The sequence below is a fragment of the Caballeronia sp. INML2 genome, assembly GCF_023631365.1.
In the GTDB taxonomy this organism is placed as follows: Bacteria; Pseudomonadota; Gammaproteobacteria; order Burkholderiales; family Burkholderiaceae; genus Caballeronia; species Caballeronia turbans.
This window is the reverse complement of record NZ_JALQDH010000221.1, coordinates 1-473: the sequence shown is the minus strand read 5'-3', so window position 1 is coordinate 473 and position 473 is coordinate 1. Positions and strand designations below refer to the sequence as shown.

The 473-nt window shown below is 58.1% G+C and carries 1 protein-coding gene; it reads right to left on the bottom strand.

Features of this window, described 5'->3' with window-relative positions; all coding sequences use genetic code 11:
• A partial coding sequence (locus NCT32_RS37090; protein ID WP_250491575.1) for a branched-chain amino acid ABC transporter permease occupies nucleotides 1–473 on the bottom strand: 473 nt, incomplete at both ends.

Below are 473 nucleotides of genomic sequence, written 5' to 3'. Positions count from 1 at the left end.
AGAATAGCCCCGGGAATTGAGCCCAACCCGCCGATGATAATCGTGATAAAACCTTTGACTAGATAGTCGTTCCCGACAGCCGGGGTTACCACCGTGATTGGCGCGATCAGACAACCGGAGACAGCGGCGAGAAACGACCCTATAATGAAGCCATAAAGCAGTGTCCGCTTGTACCGCACGCCTTGGAGCGTGGCAGCGCCGGGGTCTTCAGCGGTTGCTCGGATTGCGCGGCCAAAGCGCGTATACCCGAGCATCACATACAGCAATATCGCGACCAAGACCGCGACTACGCAAACGATCAGTCTTTGCAGTTCGATCGCGGCACCAAGGATGCGTAGCTCGCCGGGTGCGATGTTCGGGACCACCCGCGGCACGCCGCCGAAGATCCATAAGAAGGCGCCTTCGAAAAACAGCAGCATGCCGACCGAGAGGATGAACGAGCCGACCATATCTCTCAGGTACTGCCGGAAGCC